At 70.6% G+C, this 18716-nt stretch carries 16 protein-coding genes; 13 read left to right on the top strand and 3 right to left on the bottom strand.

All coding sequences use genetic code 11. The features are described from left to right. The first annotated feature begins 56 nt into the window (after positions 1–56). The gene (locus tag AB0M18_RS31805; RefSeq protein WP_365764180.1) at positions 57–2264 is read left to right on the top strand and encodes a hypothetical protein; all 2208 of its coding nucleotides are present in this window, start codon (positions 57–59) and stop codon (positions 2262–2264) included. A 385-nt stretch (positions 2265–2649) separates the two neighbouring features. Here the strand turns inward: AB0M18_RS31805 and AB0M18_RS31800 are convergent, their stop codons facing one another. Next, positions 2650–3072 carry a helix-turn-helix transcriptional regulator gene (locus tag AB0M18_RS31800; protein WP_365764178.1) on the bottom strand — a complete coding sequence of 141 codons (423 nt, stop codon included), beginning with the start codon at positions 3070–3072 and terminating at the stop codon, positions 2650–2652. A 228-nt stretch (positions 3073–3300) separates the two neighbouring features. On the opposite strand from AB0M18_RS31800, the gene AB0M18_RS31795 reads away from it, so the two are divergent. The 10 genes from AB0M18_RS31795 (at position 3301) to AB0M18_RS31750 (ending at position 13818) form a co-directional block, all read left to right on the top strand. Further along, positions 3301–4443 carry a conjugal transfer protein gene (locus AB0M18_RS31795; protein WP_365764175.1) on the top strand — a complete coding sequence of 381 codons (1143 nt, stop codon included), beginning with the start codon at positions 3301–3303 and terminating at the stop codon, positions 4441–4443. 53 nt (positions 4444–4496) lie between these two features. Further along, positions 4497–4748, top strand: coding sequence for a hypothetical protein (locus AB0M18_RS31790; protein ID WP_365764173.1), 252 nt, complete (start codon positions 4497–4499; stop codon positions 4746–4748). Between the two features lies 1 nt (position 4749). Continuing rightward, entirely contained in the window at positions 4750–5316 is a 567-nt protein-coding gene (locus tag AB0M18_RS31785) for a hypothetical protein (RefSeq protein WP_365764171.1), read from the top strand. Beyond that, on the top strand, positions 5313–7868 hold the full coding sequence (locus AB0M18_RS31780; protein WP_365764169.1) for an ATP-binding protein: 2556 nt from the start codon (positions 5313–5315) through the stop codon (positions 7866–7868). The genes AB0M18_RS31785 and AB0M18_RS31780 overlap by 4 nt, the downstream gene beginning before the upstream one ends. Then, positions 7865–8494 (top strand): hypothetical protein, encoded by a 630-nt coding sequence (locus tag AB0M18_RS31775; protein ID WP_365764167.1) that lies wholly within the window; start codon positions 7865–7867, stop codon positions 8492–8494. The genes AB0M18_RS31780 and AB0M18_RS31775 overlap by 4 nt, the downstream gene beginning before the upstream one ends. 5 nt (positions 8495–8499) lie before the next feature. Continuing rightward, complete coding sequence (locus AB0M18_RS31770) at positions 8500–10554, top strand: hypothetical protein (protein WP_365764165.1); 2055 nt, start codon at positions 8500–8502, stop codon at positions 10552–10554. A gap of 3 nt (positions 10555–10557) precedes the next feature. Further along, the gene (locus AB0M18_RS31765; protein WP_365764163.1) at positions 10558–11334 is read left to right on the top strand and encodes a hypothetical protein; all 777 of its coding nucleotides are present in this window, start codon (positions 10558–10560) and stop codon (positions 11332–11334) included. Between the two features lie 3 nt (positions 11335–11337). Further along, entirely contained in the window at positions 11338–12540 is a 1203-nt protein-coding gene (locus tag AB0M18_RS31760; RefSeq protein ID WP_365764161.1) for a peptidase M23, read from the top strand. A 16-nt stretch (positions 12541–12556) separates the two neighbouring features. Then, positions 12557–13393, top strand: a complete 837-nt coding sequence (locus AB0M18_RS31755) for a hypothetical protein (protein WP_365764159.1) — start codon at positions 12557–12559, stop codon at positions 13391–13393. Between the two features lie 101 nt (positions 13394–13494). Further along, positions 13495–13818: a hypothetical protein gene (locus AB0M18_RS31750; RefSeq protein WP_365764157.1), complete on the top strand. Its 324-nt coding sequence runs from the start codon at positions 13495–13497 to the stop codon at positions 13816–13818. A gap of 475 nt (positions 13819–14293) precedes the next feature. On the opposite strand, the gene AB0M18_RS31745 is transcribed toward AB0M18_RS31750, so the two are convergent. Both AB0M18_RS31745 and AB0M18_RS31740 read right to left on the bottom strand, forming a co-directional pair. Next, positions 14294–14887, bottom strand: coding sequence for a hypothetical protein (locus tag AB0M18_RS31745; RefSeq protein WP_365764155.1), 594 nt, complete (start codon positions 14885–14887; stop codon positions 14294–14296). 893 nt (positions 14888–15780) lie between these two features. After that, on the bottom strand, positions 15781–16464 hold the full coding sequence (locus AB0M18_RS31740; RefSeq protein WP_365764253.1) for a DUF1524 domain-containing protein: 684 nt from the start codon (positions 16462–16464) through the stop codon (positions 15781–15783). Positions 16465–17240: 776 nt separating this feature from the next. On the opposite strand from AB0M18_RS31740, the gene AB0M18_RS31735 reads away from it, so the two are divergent. Together AB0M18_RS31735 and AB0M18_RS31730 are read left to right on the top strand one after the other, a co-directional pair. Further along, entirely contained in the window at positions 17241–17450 is a 210-nt protein-coding gene (locus tag AB0M18_RS31735; protein WP_365764153.1) for a hypothetical protein, read from the top strand. A gap of 15 nt (positions 17451–17465) precedes the next feature. After that, on the top strand, positions 17466–18410 hold the full coding sequence (locus AB0M18_RS31730) for a helix-turn-helix transcriptional regulator (protein ID WP_365764151.1): 945 nt from the start codon (positions 17466–17468) through the stop codon (positions 18408–18410). Positions 18411–18716: the final 306 nt, after the last annotated feature.

Here is an 18716-nt window from a genome sequence, read left to right as displayed (position 1 = left end):
GAACCAGGCCGGCATGCGGCATAGGGTCGACACGATCACGGACGAGGGGGACACCGGTGCTGATCGACATTGCGGCCCCGTGGGATGGGATGGACCTGCCCGGCTACGCACTGCCCGGGGGCGGCGGCGTGCTCGCGGCGCTCGCCGTCCTGGCGTACGTCGCCAACGACAAGGGCAAGGGCGGAAGCCGTCGGCCGAACGAGGAATTCAACCGGGCCATCGAGCGCGTCGTGGGCGGCTTCTTCCGCGGCATCGGCCGGTACGTCGCCGGCCGGGACCTGAGCGGCGAGCCGCGCAGCACGGCGACCTGGTGGCGCTCGGGCATCCGGACCGACGGCGGCGACTCGGTCGACGACGTCGCCGCCGTCCCCGCCCCACGCGCCGCCGAGCCCGCAATGTCGCTCGCGAAGCCCGCCACCGGTGCCCGGCCGTCCCCGGTCCTGCGCGCGCTGGCGCTGCCCTTCCGGGCGCTCGGGAGCATGGGCCGTGCCCTGGCGGTGTGGGGCTGCTGGCCGCAGGCGGCCCGCTCCCTCGTACGCCTCGCCCCCCTCCCCGCCGCGTGGGGCCTGTGGCGGCACCCGGACGCCACCGTGACCGTGCTGATCGGCGCCGCGGTCGTCGTGTTTCTGGTCGCGCTCGCCGGGCCCGGCGGATTCGCGTGGTGGACGCCGCGCACGCCGACCGATGACGAATTGCTCGGCCCCGCGGTGTGGGCGGGAGCCCGTCAGGTCCTTCGACTTGACGAAAATGAGCCTCGCGGAAAATGGCTCAGGCTCGATGGTGACCTGTCAGGTGAAGGGGCCCGGATCGTTCTGCGTCTGCCCCTGGAGTGGATGGGCGGCAAGGACTCCATGGGCGCCCTTCAGCATGTGGTCGACACCCGCGTGCCCGGGGAATGGGTGGCGCAGTGGGAGCGCTCGGGGGCGAGCCAGTACGTGCAGTGGACCCGGAAGCCGAAGCCCGCTGAGAAGCCGGTCCTGCCCGCCTACGTGGAATGGAAGCCGACCGGTAACCGGTTCGAGGTCTTCGTGGGTCAGGCCATCGAAGGTAACCGCATTGTGGACGTGATGGTGCAGACGCAGAGCGCCACCCCGCACTGGGGTGTGGGCGGGGATACCGGTTCGGGTAAGTCGACCGTTCTCTACATTCCGATCGTGCACGGCCGGCAGCACGGCGAGCTGATCGACATTCTCGACACTAAGCAGAACAGTCTCATCGAGGCCGAGGGGCATTCCGGTGTCCGTGTGCACAAGACAGTCCGGTCGTGCATCGGTGCGTTCGGCGAGTTCATGGTGTCGATGATGGCGGCCGAGGCCGCGATGGGTAAGGACGCGGCACCGGGTGCGCGGGCGCAGCTCATTCCGCGGCTGCTCGTCATTGACGAGCTTCCCACTCTGATCAAAATGGCCTACGTGTGGTGGCGGTACGGACTCAAGGGGAAGGGAACGCCTCCCTTCCTGGACTGGTTCTCGATCATCCTTCTCCAGGGCCGGTCCAGCGATCACCGTATCGTCGTCGGAACGCAGCAGTTCGCAAATTCGTTCTTCGGTGGCACGATGGAGCGCTCTCAGATCGGCACGAAGATTGTCGTCGGACTTCAGGACCGGATTTCCTGGGGTGTCGCGTTCGGACAGTCCACCCCGGTCGTCCAGTACGACACGACCGTGAAGGGCCGGGGCGCTTTCGCGGACAAGCGGCAGGCTCCCGACGCGGACCATCTGTTCGTTCGGGAATTCCAGCCCGCCTACATCACGCCCCGGGTCGCGGAACACCTCGCGGCGTGCCCGCCGGCGCCCGCGTGGTTCGATGCCGGCGAGATCGCCCCGTGGATCACCGGCGACATCCTGAAGGAGGCCGACCTGGTCGCCGCCGTGGGCGCGTTCCTCCCTGGAGGCAAGTACGGGCCCGACGCCCCGTCCTCGGTCACACCCGCGGCAGCGGCGGGGCAAGCGCCCCATTCGGCCAGCTCAGCGCATGTGACCGCAGCGCCAGGCACGGCTGGTGTGACTGCTCGTGTGACCGTGGCGGGTGCCAAGGGCGAGGCCGCCGAGGACGCTGCCCTGCCCGAGACCTACTCGCTCGCCGAGGCCTGCGCCGCGGGCATCGTGCCGTGGAAGCACTCCACCGCTCGCCAGTACAAGAAGCGGTCGGAGGAGCGGGGCATCGCCTTCCCCGAAGGGGTGACGGACGGCCGGACCACCTACTACACCGAGGAAGAGCTGAAAGACTGGGTCGCCCGCTGGCAGGAAAGCACGCGGGCCTGACACGACATCGGGGACCCGAATCGTGCCGGAAGAGGAAGACGTCACGGCTGCGGCAGAAGCCATCATAGGCCGAGCCTCGAAGCGACGCAGCGCAGCGGATTTGGTGACGTCTGCGGGATCCGCCGTGACGCTGGTCGGATTCCTCTCCGGTTGCCCTTCCGGGTACTGGTGGGGCGGCGACCGCTCCCGCATCCCCGTGATCGGGGAAACGCTCGCATCCTGGGATGTGGAACCCGCCAGTAGTGTCTATGCAGACTTTCCCGGACTCCTCGTCGGATGGGTCACGCTCGGAGGAATGGCGTGTCTGGCAGCCGTCATTCTGGCCACCCTCTGGCCCCTTGCGCTCGATGTGATCCGCAGAGAGAACCCATTGAACCGCTATACGTCACTGCGCCCCATGAAGGGGCGCCGCGGATAATCTCCGGATCGTGACTTCCCTCTGCGCGAAGAGCCGCGCAAGTGTGGGAATCCAGCGCGTAGGAATGGACTGCCGGCCCCGCTCCACATCGCTGTATGTGCCTTTTCCTCTGAGGTGAAGAGCTCTTGCCACATCCGCCTGCCGCAGACCTGCGGCAAGACGGAGACCGCGCAGCGTTGACTCTTCGGATAATTCCTCGATCAGCTGCCCCGGGGAGACCCCCAATAGAGTGGCGAGCCGGGAAAGTCGGTGAGGCAGGGGTAGCGCACGCGACGCCTCCCACGTGGTCACGGTGCTGCGGGAGCAACCCACTGCCAGCGCCAATTCGGATTGTGTGCGGAATCCCTTTTTGCGGCGGAGTTCCCGAACGAGCGAGCCCCGTATTTTCACCGCTACGCCCCCGCTGTCCGGTCGTTGTGCTGCATGGGCCCGCACTGTAGTGCTCGCCCCTCCGGGACGTGAGTGTCCGTACTCATGACGCCCGCCCCCAGGGGAGGCAGAGTCTCCGGAATGCCCTGCTCGGGGCAACTTGACTGCTTACGAACTTCTTTGACCACCTGTCAACAGCAGGTCTAGGGTCAGTGACCCGACGTATACCTAGGGGGAGGTTGCGGGGAAATGCCGCCACTTGGACCGACCGCCCGGCGCGTGCTCGGACTGCCGGACCCGGGGGACTGGGAGCGGAAGAAGCAGCGGAAGAGGGCGAAGCAGGGCTTAGCCCCGCAGAGCGCCGTGCCGCAGCCGGCCGTCAACCCGTGGGAGACCGCGGCCCAGCAACTCTTACAACAGCGCACCGCCCCGACCGCTCCCGCGCCCGCCTTGGACACCCGCCCCGCTGCGGAGCATGCCGCGCCGTGGGCCACCGTCGAGGAGCGCTCCGGCTCGGCGTTCGCCCGCCGGTTCGGCCGCGGCGTGCTGTGGACCCTCGTGGCCGCCTTCGCCCTGCTCGGCGCGAAAAGCGTGCTCATCCCGAAGAAGGCACCGGACCCCGTCGAGTCGGCCGCCCCCGCGCAGCCCGGCCCCGCCTACCCGGCCGACGAAGCCCAGGCCGTCGCCTCCCGCTACGCCCGCGCCTACCTGTCCTGGGACGAGGCCACCCCCGAGACCCGGGCCGCCTTGCTCGCCGCCGTGATGCCCGACGGCGCCGACACGAAGGCGGGATGGGACGGCAAGGGCAAGCAGGACGTCCTGGCCGTCGAGCCGGGCACCGTCACCCCGGCCGCCCAGAACCAGGCCCGCGTCCGGGTCGACGTCCTCGTGCGCCCCGCCGGCCCGGCCGCGCCCCCGAAGCCCGGGGCACCGCCCGCGCCGACGCTCCCCGCCCACTGGCTCGGCCTGGACGTCCCCGTGGTCCAGGCCGGCGGCCGGGTCGTCGTCACCGGCCCGCCCGGCATCGTCGGCGTCCCCAAGACGGGCCCCAAGGCCCCGGAACTCGCCGGCCCCGAGGCGGACTCGGCCTTCGGCGAGCAGACCGCCGAGACCGTCACCAAGTTCTTCACCGCGTACGCCGCCGGCGACACCGAGGCGGTCACCGCCCCGGGAGCCTCCGTGCCCCCGCTCCCGGCGGGCGTCTCGCTGGTCGACGTCGCGTCCTGGACCGCGGACAAGGGCAGCGGCGCCGACCGCAGCGGCACCGCCCGCGTCAGGTGGCAGATCGGCGGCGCCCAGCTCGAGCAGACCTACCGCGTCGAACTGACGCGGGTCGCCTCCGCGGACGCACAGCGCTGGCAGGTCGCCGCCGTCCACGGCGGAACCGCGTGACCGCCGCCCTTCCGCCCTGCCCCGTCTACCGCTCATCTTGAAGGGGAAACCCCATGCACCACGACGTCGTGACGCTCGCCGCCCTCACCGACGGCGCCGCGCTGAGCAGCTGGGTCCTGCTGGTCGTCGGCAACCTCTTTGCCGCGTTCCTCGGGCTGCGGGCCTTCCGCCACTTCCTGAAGGACGACTGGGGCGGCATGATCACCATGGCCGTGGCCGCCGTGTTCGTAGCCGGTTTCGTATGGTTCCCCGGCGAGATGCGCGGCCTGCTCGGTGACCTGTGGGACAAGATCCGGGAAGCCTGAGATGCGCACCGGCACCACCTACACCCGCCACTTCGACATCGAGACCCGACAGCACGAACTCCTCGGGCTCGACCTCGGCGAAGGAGCCCCGCGCCGCGCCCTCGTGCTCGGCTTCGTGCTGTACGCCGTGTGGACCGGCGGTCTGCTGCTGCTCTTCGGCCTGCCGTCCCGGGTCACCTTCACGGCGTACTTCCTGCCGCCGCTGCTGGTCGCCGTCCTCGGCACGCAGCGCAGCCGGAAGAACGACCGCCGCTGGAACATCACGAACTGGGCGCTCGCCATCCGCTACCTGACGCTCGGCCACCGGCCGATCGTGTGCGGCGGCCGGCGCGCCGCGACCCGCAGCGAGTGGATTCCGCGCCGGGCCCGCTGGGGTGCCAAGGGCGATGCGCTGCGCCGTGAGTCGGTACGCCGGCGCCGCGAGTACGAGACGGACACCGATACGCCGGTCATCACGGCCGGCGCACCGATCACGCTGGATGCCCGGCCCCGCCTGTACGGACCGGACGCGGTCTACCGGGCCCGCGGACGCGGCGGACGCACGAACACGGGGGAGACGACGGCATGAAGCTGATCGAACGGATCGGGAACTTCCTCGGGGTGGGCGGCGACCGCAGCGCCCCGGCCCCCCACTACGTCGCCCTCGCGGACGGACTCGTGGTCACCACCACCCACGCGGAGGCCTGGTTCACGCTGTCCAGCAGCAACACCGACCTAATGAGCGAGAGTGCGCGAGACGGCGAACTGGACGAGGCCGCCGCCGCGCTCGCCAAGACCCTTGCGGGCAGTGACGTGCAGCTGAAGGTGCTGTGGTCGCCGCTGGTCGCCGGCGACTACATGGACGAGGCCGCCCGGCTATTCACCGCCGGCGGGTGGCAGGAGTGGGCCGGCATGCGCGTGGAGCGCCTGGACCACATCGCCCTGCCCTCCCGGCACCTGCTGATGGGCGTGCGGATCACCGAGCGCACCGGCCAGGCGGCCGCGGCCGGCCGCCGCAGCGTGGCCGGCGCGCTCGGCGTCGCCTCGACCGCCGTCAGCAACAAGGAACTCGCCCGGCTGGACGCCATCATGCGCCGGCTCGGCCGCCGCCTGGAGGCGACACCGTGGCGGGCGCAGCCGGCCGCCGTCGAGATGCTGGCGTGGATGGTCGCCCGCGAGCAGCACCGCACCACCCCGCTGCCCTCGGCGACCGGGGGCCTGATCACCGGGGCGAAGCTCGCCGCGCTCACCCGCGGCCGCGTCCTGCCCTTCCCCGACCACCTGCGGGTCATGGACGCGACCGGCCAGACCACGGCCTGGGTCGCGATCCTCACCATGTCCGGCTTCCCCGAGACGATGGAGAGCCCGGGCGCCGGCGAATGGCTGCGCGCCCTGTCCGAGATCACCTACGTGCCGGACATCGATGACAGCGACCTCGACGACGACGTCGACCCCGCCAGCCTGATACTGCCCGTGTCGCCCGAAGCCTCGCTGCGCTTCAAGGTCATGCCGAAGCGCGAGGCGATGAAGAAAGCGGACGAAGCTCGCCGCCTCGCCAAGGAGCAGCGCCGCTCGGCCTCGCAGCACTCCGCCGAAGACCCCGGCCGCGCCGTCGAGGAGACCGAGGGCGTGATGGCCGGCCTGATCCGGGACATGGGCCGCGAGGACGTGACCCTGGTGGAGGACCACCCCCGCCTCATCGTCACCAGCACCACTTCCCTGGACGACCTGCGCGCCCGCGTGGACGCCGTCGTCACCTACTACGGCGGCGCCGGCATCGAGGTCGGCGTGGGCGAGGAAGAGCAGCGCGAGCTGTGGCTGGAGGTCCAGGCCGGAGACCAGCTCCGCGTGCCCGACCTCGGGCACACCCGGGACGTGACCGCGCTGGCCGGCTCCTGGTGGTGGGGCGGCGCGAAAGTCGGCGACGACGAAGGCCCGATCGTCGGCTACCTCACCGGCTCCACCCCGGGCGTCTACCGCAACGATCTGACGATCGGCTCGGAGAAGGGCGACGCCACCACCACCCTGTTCAACGGGCGCTCCGGCCGCGGCAAGACGCTCTCGCTCATGATGAGCATGCTCGATGCGGCCTTCCGCGGCGCCTTCGTGCTGGCGCTCGACTTCAAGGGCGACATGGGCGGCGTCGTCGCCGCAGGCCGCCGCTACGGCCTCAACGCGCACCTGATCGAGACCGGGCCGCGCTTCGCCGGCGTCGCCGACCTGTTCAAGCTGCTCGACAAGGAAGGCGCCGAGCGCGCCCAGATCGAGGTGCCCGCACAGCTCGGCATCGCGATGCCCCCGCACCTGCGTGCCCGCGGCGCCGAAACCCCGGTGCAGCACGCGGTGAACCAGGTGATCGCGCAGGGCGATCCAGCGACGTGGAAGGTGATCGACTACCTGCGCCGCTCCGAAGACCCGCTGGCGCGGGAGACCGGCGAAGCGCTCTTCGAACTCTCGCAGACGGCGATCGGCTCCCCGTTCATGGGTCGCCCCGCCGAGGGCGCCCCGCCGCTGTCGCCCGAGCCCGGTATCTGGGTGGTGCAGATCCCGGGTCTGTCCCTGCCCGGCGCGAACGATGACCGCGAGGACTGGAATGTGCTGCAGCGCATGTCCGTGGCGCTGATGCACTCGATGCTCGCGTACGGCATCACCACCGCCGGCCGAAAGGATCTGCGCGGCCTGCGCAAGGTCGTGGCAGTCCCCGAGGTCCACGTGCTCACCGCGACACGGGAAGGCGCCGCCTTCCTGGAGTACATCGCCCGCGTGGGCCGGGCGCTGTCCACGGCGCTCGTGCTCGACACCCAGGACCCCCAGTCCCTGTCCCACCTCGTCGGCGTGGTGGAGCAGTTGACCACCGTGGTGGGCTTCCAGCTCACCAACCCGGTGCAGCAGGACGCGCTCGCGGAGCTGCTGAACCTGCCACCCGGCAAGCACACTCGCGACCTCATCCAGTCCATCGGCCTGCAACCCGACGGCGAGGTCCGCCACGGACACGCGATCGTCCGCGACCGCCGATTCCAGACCGCCACCGTTCAGTGGGACATCCCCACCGCCGAGCTGCTGGCCCTGCTCGACACCACCCCCCGGCTGGACGACGCCGGAGACGACCGTGCCGCCCGGTACGAGGAGGTCACTGCATGAACCGCCGTCACGCTCTCGCGCCCGCCTTACTGCTCGCCGCCGGCCTCGCCCTCACCGGATGCAGCGACACCGCCGACGACCCCAAAAAGAAGGAGACGGCAGATCCGGCCGCCGCCGTCCTCGCCGTCGCCCGCGACTACCAGCAGGCCGCCAACGCCGACGACTGGCGCAGGGCCTGTGAGCTGAGCACCACCCGGCTGCGCCGCGGCACCGTCGAGCAGTGCGCCACCCGCCTCACCCGCGCCCCCTCGGCCACACCCACCACCAATCCGTCCTCGACGCCGTCCCCGTCGGCCTCGACGTACGACCCGCCGACCTACGCCGACGGCTCCACCATGGAGCCCTTCCCGACGAGGCCGACGCCCTCGGGCCCGGAGCGCGCCTCCACCGGGCCGGTGAAGACCGAAGGGGCCCCGGTCGACGTTCCCGCGTCCGGCAAGCACCCGGCTGGGATTGGTGTGCTCCTCAGCTACACCGTGACCTGGCCGACCGAGACCAGCACCGTGCGCACGGCCCTGCGCGTCGTGAAGGAGGCCGGCGTGTGGCGGGTCGACCAGAGCGAGGACGTACAGGACGGCGACGCCGCGCACGGCGACCCGATCCGCGACGCACTCGTCGGGGGGTAGAAGCCGTGGCCGCACTCTCCACACGTCTGCCGCTGCGGACGCTCGCCATCCCGGTCCTGTTCGCCCTGACCACCCTGATGGTGGCCTCCGGGACCGCCCACGCCGAGACGATCGACCCCGTGGGCATCGGCGACCTCCTGCCCTCCCCGGAGACGACCGTCCCCAAGGGCCAGGGGACCCTCTACGAGGAGTACACCAACCCCAACTTGTGGATGCTCGACTCCGACTTCGGCCGGTGGGACATCCTCGACCCGATGGGCGACACCGTCGCGAGAATCCTGATGGCCATGATCGTCATCATCGGCACCGCGGTGGTCGTCATCGTCAAGTGGATCTTCGGACTCACCTCGGTACCGGAACTGCAGGGTGCGCTCACCAGCACCATCGGCGGCGCCGCGAAGGGACTGTCGACCACACTCCTGCCGGCCGCGCTCGCGGTCGGCGGCCTCGTCGCCTTCGCCAAGCACCGCGAAGGCGGAGGAGGCGGTGGCCTCAGCCAGATCGCGTGGGTCTTCGTCTCCGGCGTCGTGTCCGTCTCCCTGCTGAGCACCCCGCAGGTCTGGGTCGACGGAGTCGACACCACCCGGCAGGTCGGCGCCTCGGTCGCACTGAACGCGACCGCGGGCGGGATCGCCCAGGGCAAGCAGGAGTTCCCGTTCAAGCTCGGCCACGAGCCGACCTACACCGGCAACGGCCGCGACGACATGCTGCGCCGGTCCAGCGACGCCGTATGGCGCGCCTACGTCGCCGATCCCTGGTGCCTGGCCGAGTTCGGCTCCCTCGAAGCCTGCCAGAAGTACGGCAAAGACCTGCTCGACCAGGGCCCCTCGGTGGAAGCACGCAAGGAATGGCTGCAGGCCAACGTCAAGGAACAGACGGTCGGGGCGGACTCGGCGAACTGGCGGGCCGGCCACAACCCGGTGGGCCGGATCGCCGTGCTGATCCCCGCCCTCATCGTCCTGCTGATTTTCGCGGCCCTGGTGCTCGCGCTCGCCTTCGCCTCGCTCGCCTCCCTGATCGGGTCGCTCATGCTCCTGGTCGCCGGCGTCGTCTTCGCCTGCCTGTGGGTGATCCCCGGAAGGCCCCGGCAGTGGGGCCTGCGCTGGTTCGACCAGCTCCTGGGCCTCACCCTGCAGTCCTTCATCGCCACCATGACCCTGGGCTGCGTCCTCGTCGTCCAAGTCGTCAGCACGCAAATGTTCTCCACGTTCCAGTGGGTGCCGTCCGCCGGCCTGTCGATCGCGGCCGCCGTCATGGCGTTCAAGTTCCGCAAGATCATGGAATCGATCGTCGGCGTCGCGGGCGCCACCTCCTCCCCGATCGGCACCATGCTCGGCATGATGGCCACCCGCAGCGCGACCCGCGCCCTGCGCCGTCGCGGCCGCGGCGGACGTGGCAAGGGCCAGCACAACGCCCCCGTCCGCACACGCCCCGGCGGCGGATCCGCGGGCGGGAGCGACGGAGGCGGAGGCGGCGGGGGAGACAACGGCCCCGGCACGGGTGGAGGCGGCGGCACCTCCGGTGCCCTCGTCGGCCGCGTCCCGTTCCGCCGCCCAACCCCCCTGCCCGGCGGCTCAGGCCGCAGCGCGCAACCCGACCGTGTGCCCGAGGAGAAGGAGCGCCTCGCCGGGCCCCCGCCGTCGATTCCCGACGACCGCACCCGCAAGACACCCGCCCCCGTACGCGGGCCCGGCCCGCTGCCCATGCACGCGGCCACCCGCACCGGCGACGTCGCCGCGACCGCCAAGCCCGCCAGCAACGCCTCGGCCAAGCCGGCGGCCCCCACGGGCGGCGCCTCGACCTCGACAGCCCCGACGGGGACCTTCCGGCAGGCGCCGGCACCGGGCGCTCCCGGCCCCCGCGCCATCGAGGCCCGCGTGATCCGCGAGAGCACACCGCCCACCCCGCAGCACACCGAACCCACGCCCGGACGGCAGCGCGCGACGCAGCCCCCGCCGCCCGCCCGCCGCGCGGCCCCGGCCCGCCGCACGACGCCGTCCCGGCCCGCCCCGCGCCGCCCCGCCCGCCGCCGCGACGTGCCCGCACAGAGGGAGGGGTAGCCCATGGCCAAGGACGACCAGCCCCGGACGCCGCAGGAGTTCCGGGACCTCCTCAAAGCCGGATACGACTACCCCGAGGAGGTCGACGACGAGCGCGGCCGCCGCCGCCGCCGCGCCCGGCGCGCACACCGCCAGGCCGAACGGGCGCGCACCGCGCAGTGGATCGCCGAAGAGCGGCGGCGTGAGCCGATCAGCGCCCGCGCCGCCCTGCTGATCGTGGCCGTGCTGCTCGGCGTCGGCGTGTTCGCCCGCCTCGGGCCCGACTGGATCACCGGCCGCGACGAAGGCGCCGGCCACGTCGCCGCCGCTCCCACCGCAGCCCCGTCCGCGGCCGACGACAAGCCGCCCGCCCCCACCGCCCCGGCGCCGTCCCCGCCGGCGCCGAGCGCGACGGTGGACCTCTCCGACCCGGAGACCGTGGCCGAGCAGTTCGCCCGGCACTACCTCACCCGCAACCCGCCCGAGGACCAGGACCACACCGGCGCCGTCCGCCGCGCCGCACCGTGGGCGACCCCGGCCCTGGTGGAGAACCTGAGCCAGAGCGACGACCCCGCCTTCGAGCGCCTCGTCTCCCGGGGCGGCATCTCCACGGTCTCCACGGTCACCGTGAAGCCCGCCGGCGGACAGCTGCCGCCGGACAACCCGCTGCGGGTCTGGCGCACCGTCACGGCGAAGGTCGACGTCGTCGGCTACACCACGTACTCCGAGACGACCGTGCTGCAGTGCGAACTGACCGCCACCGACGGCCAATGGCGGGTCGCCCGGGTCCTGGGGGTGTAGCGCGTGGAGGGGAGGGACGCGCTCCGCGCGGCGGCCGACGTCGCCGGCACCGGGGCCAAACTGAAGCTCGCCATACCCGCAGCCGCGGTGTTCCTGATCTTCCTGATGATCACCGGCCTGCTCGGCGGGGGAAACGCGAAGGCCTACGGCGACTCGTGCGGCGACCGCGGGCAGCCCGGAGCCGACCTCCCGGGAAGCTCCGGGCCGGGCACGGGACAGAATGCCGACGGCAGTCTTCGAAAGAAGCAGATCGAAAACGCCAAAGCCATAGACAAAGTTGCCGAACACGGCGGAATGTCGGGTCAGGCAACCCTCGTCGGCCTCATGACCGCCCTGCAGGAATCACAGCTCCTGAACATCGACTACGGCGACCGGGATTCACTCGGACTCTTCCAGCAGCGCCCCTCTCAAGGATGGGGAACACGCGAGCAGATCCTCAACCCCGAATACGCCTCGAAGATGTTCTTCTTCGGCGCCGACTCCGGCAGCCCACGCGGCCTCGCCGACATCCGCGGGTGGGAGTCCATGCCGCTGTGGAAGGCCGCGGCCACCGTCCAGCGCCCAGCCAAGGAGTACGAGAAGCTGTACGCAGGTCAGGAAGGCGCCGCCCGGGAGATCGCCGCCCAAGCGGGCCTCAACCTGCTGCGACAGGCACAGACCGGCCCCGTCCAGCCCGGCGGAGGAGGCACCGGCGCCCCCGGCCCGTCCGGCGAGCCCGCCGGCCCCGAAGAGTGCTACCCCGACGATGGCGGCACCCCGGGCAAGCCCGGCGAGCCCTTCCACGACGGCGCCGCGAACTGGCCGGCGAACGTCAAGAACCCGCGATCGACCGCCGACGCCATCACCTGGGCGAAAACACAGGCACCCAACACCGGACAGCAGTGGTACCGACTCTGCCTCGCATTCGTCGCCAGAACCTACGGATGGTCATACTCCGGCGTCAATTACGCCATTGACCATTACAAGGAAATGCCCCCGTCCATGAAACACGACAAGGACCGCAACCCCCCGCCCGGCGCACTGATGTACTGGGACACCGGACAACGCGCCGGGCACGTCGCCGTCTACCTCGGCAACGGAGAAATCGCCAGCAACGACATCCGACGGCCCGGATACATCGACGTCGTCCCGGCAACCGACATCGAAAAGAAGTGGGGAGCCACCTACCTCGGGTGGGCCCCGCCGTACTTCCCCAAGGGCGGATAGAGGGAGCACGATGCCCATGAACCCCGACACGGTCCCCGCCGAGCCGGTCTACACCGTCACCCTCACCGCCACCGGCGCGTACATCGACGGCGAGCCCGTCCCCGGCGCCTCCGCCGACCCCGAAGCCTCCCGCCGCGCCGCCCTCGCCGAGATCTACGTCAAGGCCGCCTTGCACGGACGCCCAGTCCGCTTCCTCGCCAAGGAACCCGACGGCACCACCTGGCCGATGATCATGAACACCGACGGCAAGGTGCTCACCCTGCAGATGCCCCACCCCGCACCGCCCCCGCCCGCCCCGGCGCCCGCGGCTGCCGTACCGCAGCCGACACCGCCCGCGGCGCCGGCCGTGCACGCCCCGCCCCCGACCACCCCCGCCGTGTTGCCGGCGCCTGACTGGACCGCGCCCCTCCCACCCGAACACCAGCCCCTCTATGCCGACCTGCGCGCCGCGGAGAGCGCCGGCGACCCGTCTGCCGCAGCCACCCTCGCCGCCAAGCTCGAAAACGAGCTGTCGCACCGCTACGGCCCGCTCCACCCCCACACCGTCAACATCGCGACCCTCCGCGCCTCCCTCGCGCTCCGCCAGGGCACCGACTGGTACGACACCGTCGAACTGCTCGTCCACACCGCGTTGCGCCGCCGCGAGGCCGGCGCCCAACCCGTACAGGACACCCTCGCCGCCGCCCGCAACGCCCACGCCGCCTGGCGCCGCCTCACGCGGGAGGACGCCGAAGGCGCCGTCGAACTCGCCCCCCTCGTAGCCGGGATGCTGGAACAATTCGGCGAGGACCGGCGTACCCGAGACGTCCTGAAGTGGGTCGAGGGCAACGCGATGGCCATGGGCAACGGCTAGACGCGGCCCTCCTGTCGCAAGGACCCCCCGCGGGTGCCAGCCCGGTAGACCTACGCGGGCGTCACCCGGACGGGCCGCAGCTCGGGTCTGCACTCTCCACCTTGAGGCAGACCCCAGCCCGGCACAGCGCACGACGCCGTCACCCATGCGGCGCCGGGGACGGTGCGCCCCTGCCCGCCGCCGGCGCCGGGCTCGGCACGTTTGACCTCCAGCGCGGCGCGGCGGTCACGGGAACGCAGCACGGCAACGACGCATTCGCCGGGCGGCGCCTGCCCACCTGGGAGTTGGTCGACAAGCTCGCAGGTGCGCTTAACTCCGATCCGGACGACGTCCGCGAGCGCTGGGTGAAGGCGAGAGGCCGGCCCGCCGCAGCCTCCGCAGTGGCCGACTGGCTCACGTCCGTACGCACCGAGTTCATGGCATAAACCCCCTCGTCTGATCCCCCTCGGTGGCCTCGCCGACCTTCTTTCGACGCGCGCGGTCTCCAGAGGAGATGCCTTGTTGTAGGGGGTTGCTGTGCAGGGGGAACCGGCAAATGTCACACGCCAGCTGAACTTTTTTGTGGAAGGAGAATTGAATCCCTCAGGCAGTGCGCTGACCAGCGGAAACGTGCCCGCCCTCGCCGCAGCGGCCGTAGGGTCGCTGACGTCGGAGCCTCGAAGGCGGACTGCCGGGGGCCGGCCGTCGTGGAACCCGGTGCGCGCTCGACCCGGAAGTGGCCCACCTAGACCGTCGCGTGCCCTTCCCCTGTGGGGCGCAGGCGAGCCCCTGCGGGGTCACCCGGCAGGGGTCTCATCCTTCCCGTTCTCGGGCTGACGGTTCTTCGGCGACGACTTCAGGGCTGGCACCACTTCTGAGGGGGCCCGCCGCACCGAGATCACCACGGCCTGAGTAGAGATCTCAAGCCCTGCCGTTCTGGCCGCCCGTCCAGTCTGGTGCCGACACCTGGTCGGCGCGCTCCATGAGGCGCTGCACCACTGGGTCGTCTGCGCCGAGGAGCTGGGTGGCGCGCGTGACCGCGTACTCGAAGGCCTCCCGCCGAGTGCTCGGGACATAGGAGTTCCTGGCCTGCCGTTCCGCGTAAGCGACGACGTCGGCGAGGCTTTCGTACTGCGCCGCCTTCTCGTGAAGCTCAGCGATCAGACCACTTGCGGGGGGCGCATCACGCTGGCCGGCCGCAGCGTCCCGCAGCCGCCGGAAACGCTCTTGCTGCTCTTTCACGGCCCTGTTGTCGGCGCCCATGAACTTGGCCGTCAGGAGTTCCACCAGGTCCATCAGTGCTTCGCCGTGCGGCAGGTCCGGGCGGGAGAACATGGCGGCCACCCCGGACTTGCTCCTCTGGGTGACGTAGGTACCGGACTTCCACTCCTCGATCCACAGCTCCGACATTCGGGGGAGCGAAGGTTCGCCAGCCCTCCGGTGCAAGGCGTGCAGCTCGTCGTTCAGGACCTTCATCGGCCCCGGAGGGAGCCTCGGCTGCTTCAGCTTGGGCACGTCCGCACCACCCTTCCAGATTCTTCCACAGATAGCTGCAAACCTTACACCGGCGTACTTCTTCAACTGAGGGCCGTCCCACCTCCTCTGGCGGGCCGTCAAGGCCCCTCTGGGGTGCGGGGTGTGGTGCATTCTGGGTGCACGCACCGGGAACGGGAGGACGTGAGGCGCTTCACGTCCTCCCCGGCGGGACTTCCGGCTGGTGCGTGGGGGACTCTGTCTCCCAACGCTGCCCGTACCGCAGAGTGCCCGGCGCTCGTCGCTGAGCGGACGCAGACTTCCATGCTGTCCCGGACACACAAAAAGAGCCCTGCACCGGCAAGTTGAGGTTGGACGCCCTATGCCGGGGGCTCTCTGTGTGCCCTCACACAACCCTGAGAGGAATCGATGAGGAACCCCTTCATGATGTCGACCCCGGCTGCCGGGGGCAAGACACGGCTCTCCGTCCAGGTGGTGTTCTACCTCGTGATGTGCGCGGTTGGCGGGGTCGTCTCCGCCGCCGGTCGGACAGCGTGGGGCGCGGTCTGGTCATGGTGGACCACGACGTAGCCCTACCGGAGGCCGCCGCCATGACTTGGGCGGAGGCCTCCTCGCCCGTGGCGTCCCGGGGCGGTGCTGCGCTGCCATATGGGCGTGGGTGCACGTCGCCTGCCGCAGGCCGAGGCGACGGCTTCGACACCATCCGCCTCCCGCAGCAGGAAGCGCACGTTGTCCACGGCCGACGACCTAGGGCTGAGCCTCGCCTCCGTGGAGAAGAGTATGAGCCAGCAGTTGTTTACGACTGTGGTCGGCCTACGACGTGAACAGCCCCCCGAGAGGAGCCGTCGACTGAGCCGGGCGTGACCGCACGGCTGTACGCAACGGCCCCGCCGAACCGGCGGGGCCCTCTGCGGTTACGCGGCCGGGGTGTAGTGGACGATCGTGTTCTCGCACGGGCCGACGGCGTAGGCCTTCAGGGTGTCGATCTCGCCCTGATCGGCGGACAGGCTCCACCGGAGCTTCGTGGCGGCCCACTCGGACAGGTAGCGGCAGACCGCTTCAGGGGCGGGGGGCAGCCAGGACTGCGGGTCCTGGTCGGCCTTTTGCCGGTTCGACCGGGCCGTGACCGCGACGAGGCTCGTGGTGGCGTCCTGGTCGTTCGCGTACGCCTCGCGGCGCTTCGGCGTCCAGGCGCTCGCCCCGGAGTCCCAGGCCTCGGCCAGCGGCACCATGTGGTCGATGTCCAACTTTCCGGGGTCGTCGACCAGCTGCTCGTCGTAGTACGACTTCCACAGCCCGCCGGACAGCTTGCAGCCGGCGCCGACCGTCGGGACCTCGATCGCCTCGGCCAGCAACACCTCGTTGCGGGTGTTGCAGCCGTCCGAGAGGTCGAGGCCGGCGTTCCAGTGCTTGAACTTGTCGCGGGTGTATCCGTCCCGGGACTCATCGGCGATCGGCAGTTGCTCGACGGCCTCGGTCAGGGTGAGCACTTCGGCGGAGGCCGGCTCCTTCGGTGCGGCGAGTGCGCCGTGCGGGACGGCGAGAGGGGCCAGAGCGAGGGAGAGCGCGGCGAGGCCGCGCACCATGTTCTTGATCACGACGGCAGGGATAGCGGTCGGCACGGCCGCAGTACAGGGAAGCCGTCGGGTGACGAGCCGTTCGGGGGAACGGATTCACCGGAAGAATCGGTGCGCCCGCGACGCCTTCGTCGATACGGGGTAGCACCGTGCTCCCGGGGCTTCCTGGCGGGCGGGCCGGACGTGTCGGCCTCAATTGGGGGAGTGTCTCCAGGAAGTGCAAGAGCCGGTCCGAGAGGACCGGCTCTTGTGCAGTCTCGCGCGCCAACGCGATCGTGCGGGAAACCCTGCTAGGCGGCTGAAGCCCATTCTGAGGGGTCGGTCGGATGGTGACAGACGCCGTGATCCGCAGCAAGGGACAGTGGGACAGAGTCGCGGGATTCTCCCCCGCTGCCCGAAGCGACCACACAGGCCGGACCGCCGAGCAGAGCATCCGTCAGCACATCAGTCCTGGTAGACGCGCTGCGGATGCGATACGGCGATTGATGTCCCACCGTCCCACCTACGGAACGTCATGACGGCACCACGCCGTGCTGTGAATTCGCTGCTCGGACACCGCGCATCAATGTCCCCCGATCGGCTCAAGCTGCTGGCAGCATATGTCCGCATCACCTGTCTCGGGCGGCGCCAACCGTCCCGCAGACAGCGCTTTACCGGCTGAAGCCCGGCCCCCGGTGCGCACTTTGCCGGGGGTCTTCACCTCGTCGCGGGGGAACCCGCGAACAGGACTCTCTTGGGGAGATATGACACCGCATTACCCTGCAGCGACCCGGATCGGACCGCGGGAGACCGTCGTCTTGAGCGTCACCACGGTCTTCTTCTCGTCGGCGGTGCTGCTCGCCGCTCTCGGCTTGAACGTCAACGAGATCTTGATTCTCCTGAGCGGCACCGCCGGCGCCTCGGTCGTCACGGCCACGGCCATGAACCTTGCCGTCGCGGCCCGCACGGCCCGGGAGGCCGAGCGCGAAGCCGTGGCGGCACTTGCCCGCCTCGTCGGTCAGCCGTGACGGGAGGAGCAAGCCGTGGGGCGCACCTCAAACCCGATCCCGAACCCGAACAGTGTCACCGGCCGGCTCGCCGCACACCTGCGGGACGGCATGGCCCTCCGACGCCTCACCTACCGCCAGCTGGCGGCCACCACCAGGTACCACGCGACAACCCTGCAGCGGGCCGCCGCCGGCAAGTACGTGTCCAGCTGGGAGGTAGTGCGGGAGTTCGCGAGTGCCTGTGACCTTGATCAGGAAGTCGTCCGAGGACTGTGGAAGGCCGCTTATAGGGAGCGCCAGGGCCGGCGCGGCCCCGAGATCAAGCCGGTCGGGGTGGAGCAGATCAACAGCTACGCCGAACTGGGCGTCTTCCTGGTCGATCTGCGGCAGCGGAAGGGCAGCCCGTCGTACCGGCTGATGGAGCGGCGGACGCTGAGCCACTGGAAGTGGTTCGGCCGCCTGCCGCACTCCACCGCACAACGGATCGGATCCCGGCAGACCTCCCGGCCCACGCTCAACCAGGTGAGGGCCTTCCTGGTGGGGTGCGGCATCGCACCGGAGCATCACGGTGACCTCGTACGGGCATGGCACCGAGCCAACACCCGGTACCTGGAGGACCGGGCCCGGGGAATGGGGAAACAGCCCACCACGGAGAACACCGCGGTGACGAAGATTGTCCTGGAGCACAGCGCGCTGCAGACCGCCCATGATCTCGGATACGCCCCCTTGGAGCCGTTCCGCGGCTATAGGAGGCCGTGGTCGGTCATTTGCCGGTCCTGCGGGAAGAACCGGCGCATCCGGCTGGACTGGGAGATCCAGCGCCAGCAGCGGGAGGCTGGCTCCTGGGACATGCGCTGCCGAGCCTGCGCAGACCGCCCTGCTCCTCGTCCGGCGGCACGGATCCGCATAGGCCTGGGCCTCGTTCCCATTCCCGATCCGCCTCGTGCGGCTCTGGTGTCCGGGCGTGGGACGGCGCGGTGAAAGTGCGACGGTGCCGAGCACGGGCATGCAGTGCGACTTGATGGCCAGCCCCACGCCCTCGTAAGCCGACCTCACATCGAGTGGGGTCGCTGCACGGACGGACCGGTGCGCGGGCACGCTCGTGTCCTGATGAATGAGGCCGCAGGACGAGGGGCCAGAGCACTTCGCTGGTCGAGGCTGGCTACGGGGGTCGGTGCCTCAACCGGTGTCGACATCGCACGTCAGCCCATGCCATGGTGGCCCTAGCATGTCGTGTGCCAGGGTCGTTGAGTCTGGTACACGCAAACCGCCCCCCGTCCCGTCGGG

This window comes from Streptomyces sp. NPDC051909 (genome assembly GCF_040681095.1).
GTDB lineage: Bacteria > Actinomycetota > Actinomycetes > Streptomycetales > Streptomycetaceae > Streptomyces.
This window is presented reverse-complemented; position numbering and strand designations above follow the sequence as displayed.

Bases quoted from the DNA above. Each gene is read 5' to 3' on its own strand.
- AB0M18_RS31785 (WP_365764171.1), top strand. From the start codon at position 4,750: ATGCGCACCGGCACCACCTACACCCGCCACTTCGACATCGAGACCCGA.
- AB0M18_RS31790 (WP_365764173.1), top strand. From the start codon at position 4,497: ATGCACCACGACGTCGTGACGCTCGCCGCCCTCACCGACGGCGCCGCG.
- AB0M18_RS31795 (WP_365764175.1), top strand. From the start codon at position 3,301: ATGCCGCCACTTGGACCGACCGCCCGGCGCGTGCTCGGACTGCCGGAC.
- AB0M18_RS31765 (WP_365764163.1), top strand. From the start codon at position 10,558: ATGGCCAAGGACGACCAGCCCCGGACGCCGCAGGAGTTCCGGGACCTC.
- AB0M18_RS31755 (WP_365764159.1), top strand. From the start codon at position 12,557: ATGAACCCCGACACGGTCCCCGCCGAGCCGGTCTACACCGTCACCCTC.
- AB0M18_RS31780 (WP_365764169.1), top strand. From the start codon at position 5,313: ATGAAGCTGATCGAACGGATCGGGAACTTCCTCGGGGTGGGCGGCGAC.
- AB0M18_RS31775 (WP_365764167.1), top strand. From the start codon at position 7,865: ATGAACCGCCGTCACGCTCTCGCGCCCGCCTTACTGCTCGCCGCCGGC.